Origin of the sequence: Caballeronia sp. (assembly GCF_049581465.1) — a bacterium.
Lineage (GTDB): Bacteria > Pseudomonadota > Gammaproteobacteria > Burkholderiales > Burkholderiaceae > Caballeronia.
Genome location: NZ_JBAUSA010001006.1, coordinates 1 through 6,337, shown reverse-complemented (window position 1 = coordinate 6,337; position 6,337 = coordinate 1). Strand labels below are relative to the sequence as shown.

Genomic DNA, 6,337 nt, shown 5'->3' with positions numbered 1-6,337 from the left:
CCGTCAGCGAGCGCGCCGACGAGTTCCGGGCCGGACAGGCGGCCGTCGCGGGCAACGACGACCGAGTCGCCGCCCTGCTTCCTGATCTCGCTGCCAAACGCGCGGCCGATACTGCGGGCGACGCCGGCATCGACGGTCTTGCCCACGATGCCGCGGATATCGTATGCCTTGAAAATGGACTGCGTGACAGGCGTTGAAGCGGATGATTGCGGTGAGTGGCTCATGGAATGGCTACCTGCTAATAATTGAATGGATTCCGGGCATCCCGACGTTTCCCGGGTCACGCGGACCTCATGCTAGAGCCCGCACCAGGCGGATTCTTGTATCGACGGAGCAACAATACCGGACGACACGCGAAAAAATAACGAAAGAAATTCGCTTGAGGCTCAGGGTCGAATCCTGCCTTTTGGCGCAATCTCTACCGTGGATATTGCGCGTTACGGTTCGCACCCGGGGTGTGCGCCCGAGGTTCACACCTATAATCGCAATCTTTCCGCGCGAAGCTGCGCAAATATTCTAATCCAATGCACCGACGCTCATTTGCTGTACATGACAAACGTCACCGGTACGCGCGGGGTAGCGCACACAGGCACACACATCGCGCCACTAATCCGGCGGCTTGTGCCCGGTGCACTCCAGCAATTGACATGCCCGTAATAGCAACCAAGCGCGGCGCATGCTAAGGCGCCACGCAAATCCCGACGTCACGAAGGCGCTGGCGAATATCGTCTGGCTGGGTCTCGAGCGTCTCACTCAAATTGCCGTTGCAATCGCGATCAGCGGCTTGCTTGCGCGCTATTTCGGTCCCGATGTCTTCGGCAAGTGGCAATACGCTAATACGCTGCTGCTCGTGCTTGCGCCGATTACCTGGGTGTGCGGCGCGGAGATTCTCGTGCCGACCATCGTGCATCGCGATCCCAGCCAACTCGGCACCGTGCTGGGCAGCGCGTTCGTGCTGCGCATGGGGGTATCGGCGGCGGCGTTGGTCGTGACGTGGATCGGCATTGCCGCGGGTTTCACCGATCCCCTCGTCGGCGCAATGCTCGCCGGACTTGCCGTGACCATGCTGTTTCGCGAACCGTTTGTCGGCGTGATCAACGCGTGGCTGCAAAGCATGACGTACAGCAAGCCGCAGTTGCTCACCAGCATGGTGACCGCGATCCTCAAGGCCGCACTCGTGTTCCTGCTTGTGCGGACCGCGGCGAGTCCGGCCCGCTTTGGCTGGCTGTGGGCGCTCGAAGCGGCGGCGATCGGCGGCGTGCTGATGCTGTATTACATTCACCGGCGCGGCGGCAAGCTGGGCTGGCACGTCGACCGGTCGATGTTCCGCCATTTCGCCAGTGCGGGCACGGTGTTCTGGCTCGGCCTGATCTGCATGTACCTGTTCCTGAAACTGGACCGGCTGATGCTCGAACGCGCCATTTCCTTCGCCGATCTCGGCCGCTATTCCGCCGCGCAGCAGCTCAACGAAAACTGGATCACGCTTGCGTTGATGCTCGCGCAGACCATCGCGCCGGCGTTTGTCTATCGCGTGAGCGATGTCGCACAGCTCCGGCGCAACATCGGCCGGCTGATCGCTATGACGGCCGCGCTGATGATCGGCGGCGCGATCGTGCTCGACCTGCTCGCGGGGTTCATCATCTCGCACGTGTTCGGGCCGGCTTATACGGGCGCCATCGATATCTTCCGATGGGCCGTGTGGCTCTCGGTGCCCGCCGGTATCGAGGCGATCGGCAATCTCGTCGTGCTGAAGTACCAGGCGAAGTTCGTGTTGCTCGCGAAGTGGCTGCTGGCGCTGGCCGTGGCTTTTGGCGTGAACCTGATATCGATCCCGCGGCTGGGAAGTTACGGCGCGCTGGTCGGGATCGCGGCGGGTTATCTCGCGGCTGCATCGGTGAATTTTTACTACATCCGTTTCCGGTTACGCGCATGACGGCTTTCACGACTCTCACTCTAGACGACGTCGCCGTGCTCATTCCGGCCTTCAACGCGCAACGCGATCTGGAACGCACGCTGGCGTCGTTTTACGAACGCGCGCCGGTGAAAGTGCTGATCGTCGACGACGGCAGCCTGCCGCCGATCGTCGCGCCCTCGGTGCCCAATCTTCAAATCGATGTGCTGCGCCTGCCGCGCAATGGCGGGATTGAGCGAGCGCTGGCGGCGGGAATGGCCGCGCTGGCCGAGCGCGGTGTGAAGTACGCGGCGCGCATCGATGCGGGCGATCTCGCGACGCAATATCGGCTGGAAAAGCAGCGCGGCTATATGGAAGCGCATCCGGAAACCGCCGCGCTCGGCATGTGGACGCACGTGGTGAACAGGGAGGGCGCGCCGCTGTTTGACCTGCGCCCGCCCACCGATCCGGCCGCCATTCGCCGCGTCATGCTGATGCGTTCGTGCTTCACCCACCCTTCGATGATGCTGCGCGTCGCCGATGTAATCGCCGCCGGCAACTATCGCGCGGACTATCGGGCGGCCGAAGACCTCGATTTGATCCTGCGCCTGTCGCAGCACCATGAATGCGCGAACCTGCCTGAATTCGGTGTGTATTACGAACTCAATGAGCACGGCATCAGCGCCACGAAACGGCGCACGCAAATCCTGTCCACATTGCGCCTGCAATGGCGGTATTTGCGCTGGACGAACCTGCCCGACTGGGTGGGCATGGCGAAAAGCATCGCACATCTTGTGTTGCCGTACGGCACGATTCGCGCGCTGAAAACGCGACTTCTAGGCGCTTGATGTCCTTGAGCTTACGACGACTTACGAACGCCTTATTTATGAACATAAAAACGCAGAAATGACCGCAGAAACGCCGCCCCTTCGCATCGCGCTGGTATGCAACACGGCGTGGGCCATCCATACCTATCGACGCGGCTTGCTGCGTATGCTGGTTTCGCGCGGCGTCGAGGTAACGGTGCTTGCGCCGCGCGATCGCACCTTTCCTCTCCTCGAAGAAATGGGCTGCCGATGCGTGGAGTTGCCGGTGGCCTCAAAGGGGACGAACCCTCGCGACGATTTGAGAACGCTCGCGGCGCTGTATCGCGAATACCGGGCTACGCGTCCGCATCTGGTTTTTCACTACACGATCAAGCCCAATATCTATGGCTCGGTCGCGGCGAAACTGGCGGCCGTGCCGTCGATTGCAGTCACGACGGGTCTCGGCTATGTGTTCATCCAGCAGAGCCGGACGGCGAATGTCGCAAAGAAGCTGTACCGTTTCGCGTTCCGTTTTCCGCGCGAAGTATGGTTCCTGAATCAGGACGATCGCCAGGCCTTCATCGATCAGAACCTGCTCGTTCACCCGGAGCGCGCGCGTTTGCTGCACGGGGAAGGTGTCGATCTGAACGACTACGCTTACTCCCCGCTGCCGCGCGTCAACCCGTCCGCCGACGGCTTTATTTTCATTTTAATTGGCCGCTTGCTGTGGGATAAAGGCGTGGCGGAATACGTCGATGCCGCGCGTCGGCTGCGCGTGCAGTATCCGTACGCGCGTTTCCAGTTGCTGGGACCAGTCGGCGTCGACAACCCGAGTGCGATCACGCGCGCCGAAGTCGATGCATGGCAGCGCGAAGGCGTCATCGATTATCTCGGCGAGACGCACGACGTTCGCGAGCCTGTTTCAAACGCGGATTGCGTGGTGTTGCCGTCGTATCGAGAAGGCGTGCCGCGGACCTTGATGGAAGCATCGGCGATGGGACGCCCGATTGTCGCCACCGACGTCCCCGGGTGTCGCGAAGTCGTGGAAGACGGCGTTACCGGATTCCTGTGCGAGGTGAAAAGTGCTGACAGTCTCGCGCAACAACTCGAACGCATGCTGCTCCTGAGCCATCCCGCGCGGACTGCGATGGGCGTCGCGGGACGTGCCAAGGTCACGCGGGAATTCGACGAAAACGCGGTCGTCGACCGGTATAAAGGCACAATACGCGCAGTTACCGGCGTTTCACTCTAAATCATCCTCCGGGAGCATCACTAATGAATGGCAGTTCAAACGTGAAAGGCACGATCCTCGTGACCGGCGGTGCCGGCTTTATCGGGTCGCACACCTGTGTCGAATTGCTCAATGAGAATTACGACGTCGTGGTGATCGACAACCTCGTCAATAGCAACGCGCAATCGCTTGCGCGTGTCGAGCAGATAACGGCCAAGAAACTGGCGTTCTATCAGGCCGATGTGCGCGACGAAGCCGCGCTCGGCCAGATCTTCGACAAGCACCCCATCACCGCCGCGATCCATTTCGCCGCGCTCAAGTCGGTCGGCGAATCGGTCGCGAAACCGCTTGAGTATTACCGCAATAACATCGACAGCTTGCTGGTCCTGCTTGACACAATGCGCGCGCGCAACGTGAAGAACGTGGTGTTCAGCTCGTCGGCCACTGTTTATGGAATACCGAAGAGCGTGCCTATCGACGAGTCGTTTCCGCTGTCGGCGACGAACCCGTACGGCCAGTCAAAGCTCATTGCCGAGCAGGTTTTGCGCGACCTGGAAATTTCCGATCCAGCCTGGCGGGTCGCCACATTGCGCTATTTCAACCCGGTTGGCGCGCATGAAAGTGGCTTGATCGGTGAGGATCCGGCGGGCGTGCCGAACAATCTGATGCCTTATGTGGCGCAGGTTGCCGTGGGCAAGCTGGAGCGTTTGCGTATTTTCGGCAGCGACTATGCCACTCCTGACGGCACCGGTGTGCGCGACTACATTCACGTGGTGGATCTGGCGCGCGGCCACATTGCGGCCATCGATGCACTCGAATCGCTCGACAGCAGCTTTGTGGTGAATCTGGGAACCGGTCAGGGTTATAGCGTGCTCGACGTGGTCAAGGCCTTCGAAGCGGCTTCGGGCAAGCCGGTTCCCTATGAGCTCGTGGGACGCCGCCCCGGGGATATCGCCGAGTGTTACGCCGACCCTGCAGCTGCGGCGAAATTGCTTGGCTGGCGTGCGGAACATGGTATTGAAAGGATGTGCGCCGATCATTGGCGCTGGCAGTCGCAAAATCCTCGTGGTTTTGCCTGAATTTTTCGGCTTGAGGGACGCTTTTAGAAGCGTCCTTTTTTCAGTGATTATTTTTCATGCTCAGCTTTGCGCTCGCTTTTCTCGTCTCACTGGCCATCACGCTGTTTGTCGTGCGGTTTGCGCATTTGCACGAAGGCATTCTCGGCGATACCGATCTCATCGGCGTACAGAAGTTTCATGCGCGGCCCGTGCCTCGGATTCGGGGCGTTGGAATTCTGATTGGACTGGTGGTGTCGGCGACCGAGTTGCGATGGAGTTACCCGGCTGTGTCGAATGGGATCCTGGCGATTGTCGCTTGCGGAATGCCCGCGTTTTTGTCCGGTCTTCTTGAGGACCTGACCAAGCGGGTCACGCCCGTTGTGCGGCTGGTTTGCACGATGGCAGCGGCTGTTTGCGCTTATTTTTTGCTTGGCATCGCCGTTACGCGGATCAGCGTTCCGCCACTGGATTTTCTGCTGACCTATGGCGTTATTTCCTGTCTCGTGACTGTTGTTGCTGTCGCGGCGCTTGCCAACGCGATCAATATCATCGACGGATTTAACGGCCTCGCGTCCATGGTCGCCGTGATGATGTTTGCTTCGCTTGCTTATGTCGCATTTCAGGTTTCCGATCCGGTGGTGCTGTCCGCTTCCCTGATCATGATGGGCGCGGTGATTGGATTCTTTATCTGGAATTTTCCGGCCGGGCTTATTTTCCTCGGCGATGGCGGGGCGTATTTTATCGGGTTCATGCTGGGCGAATTATCCATTGCGCTCGTGATGCGCAATCGCGATGTTTCCGCCTGGTTTCCGGTTTTGCTGTTTATGTATCCGATATTCGAGACTTGCTTTTCGATTTATCGGAAGAAATTTATTCGCGGAATTTCGCCGGGGATCCCGGATGGGGTTCATCTGCATATGCTGGTTTATAAGCGGCTGATGAGATGGGCCGTGGGTGCGCAGAATGCGCGTGAAATTACGCGCCGAAATTCTCTTACTTCGCCGTATCTCTGGTTGCTGTGTTTGGTTGCTGTGATTCCCGCTACGCTGTTTTGGCGCCATACGGTGCATTTGTTTTGCTTTGTCGTGGTGTTTGTTTTTACTTACGTTTGGCTCTACGCGAGTATTGTGCGGTTTAAATCACCACGGTGGATGGTCTTTAGGCGCGGAGCGCATTCGGGGAAGAAGTAGTGCTGCGCGCTGGCGCTTTGGGGAAGGGTTTGGGGGGTGCTGTGCGCTGGCGGTTTGGGGGCAGTGTTGGGCGGAGGAGGTTCGGGCGGCATTGCTAGCGGTGAGTGTGCGGCGAGGGCGGAGGGGGTGCTGCTCGCGGCGAGTGTGGGGCTAGGATTGAG

Annotated in this window: 5 protein-coding genes and 1 pseudogene; 5 read left to right on the top strand and 1 reads right to left on the bottom strand. The window is 59.6% G+C overall.

Annotated features, from left to right (window positions below):
- Positions 1-224 (bottom strand): annotated as a pseudogene (locus WCA53_RS24660) (phosphomannomutase/phosphoglucomutase); the annotation flags it as partial.
- 452 nt (positions 225-676) lie between these two features.
- Here WCA53_RS24660 and WCA53_RS24655 point away from each other — a divergent pair.
- The 5 genes from WCA53_RS24655 to WCA53_RS24635 are packed head-to-tail and all read left to right on the top strand — an operon-like array spanning position 677 to position 6,176.
- On the top strand, positions 677-1,933 hold the full coding sequence (locus tag WCA53_RS24655; RefSeq protein WP_423916607.1) for an oligosaccharide flippase family protein: 1,257 nt from the start codon (positions 677-679) through the stop codon (positions 1,931-1,933).
- Positions 1,930-2,739: a glycosyltransferase gene (locus WCA53_RS24650; protein ID WP_423916605.1), complete on the top strand. Its 810-nt coding sequence runs from the start codon at positions 1,930-1,932 to the stop codon at positions 2,737-2,739. The genes WCA53_RS24655 and WCA53_RS24650 overlap by 4 nt, the downstream gene beginning before the upstream one ends.
- Positions 2,740-2,797: 58 nt before the next feature.
- Complete coding sequence (locus WCA53_RS24645) at positions 2,798-3,949, top strand: glycosyltransferase family 4 protein (protein ID WP_423916602.1); 1,152 nt, start codon at positions 2,798-2,800, stop codon at positions 3,947-3,949.
- A 23-nt stretch (positions 3,950-3,972) separates the two neighbouring features.
- The gene (galE, locus tag WCA53_RS24640) at positions 3,973-5,007 is read left to right on the top strand and encodes a UDP-glucose 4-epimerase GalE (protein WP_423916600.1); all 1,035 of its coding nucleotides are present in this window, start codon (positions 3,973-3,975) and stop codon (positions 5,005-5,007) included.
- A 56-nt stretch (positions 5,008-5,063) separates the two neighbouring features.
- Positions 5,064-6,176, top strand: a complete 1,113-nt coding sequence (locus WCA53_RS24635) for an MraY family glycosyltransferase (RefSeq protein WP_423916598.1) — start codon at positions 5,064-5,066, stop codon at positions 6,174-6,176.
- Positions 6,177-6,337 lie beyond the last annotated feature (161 nt).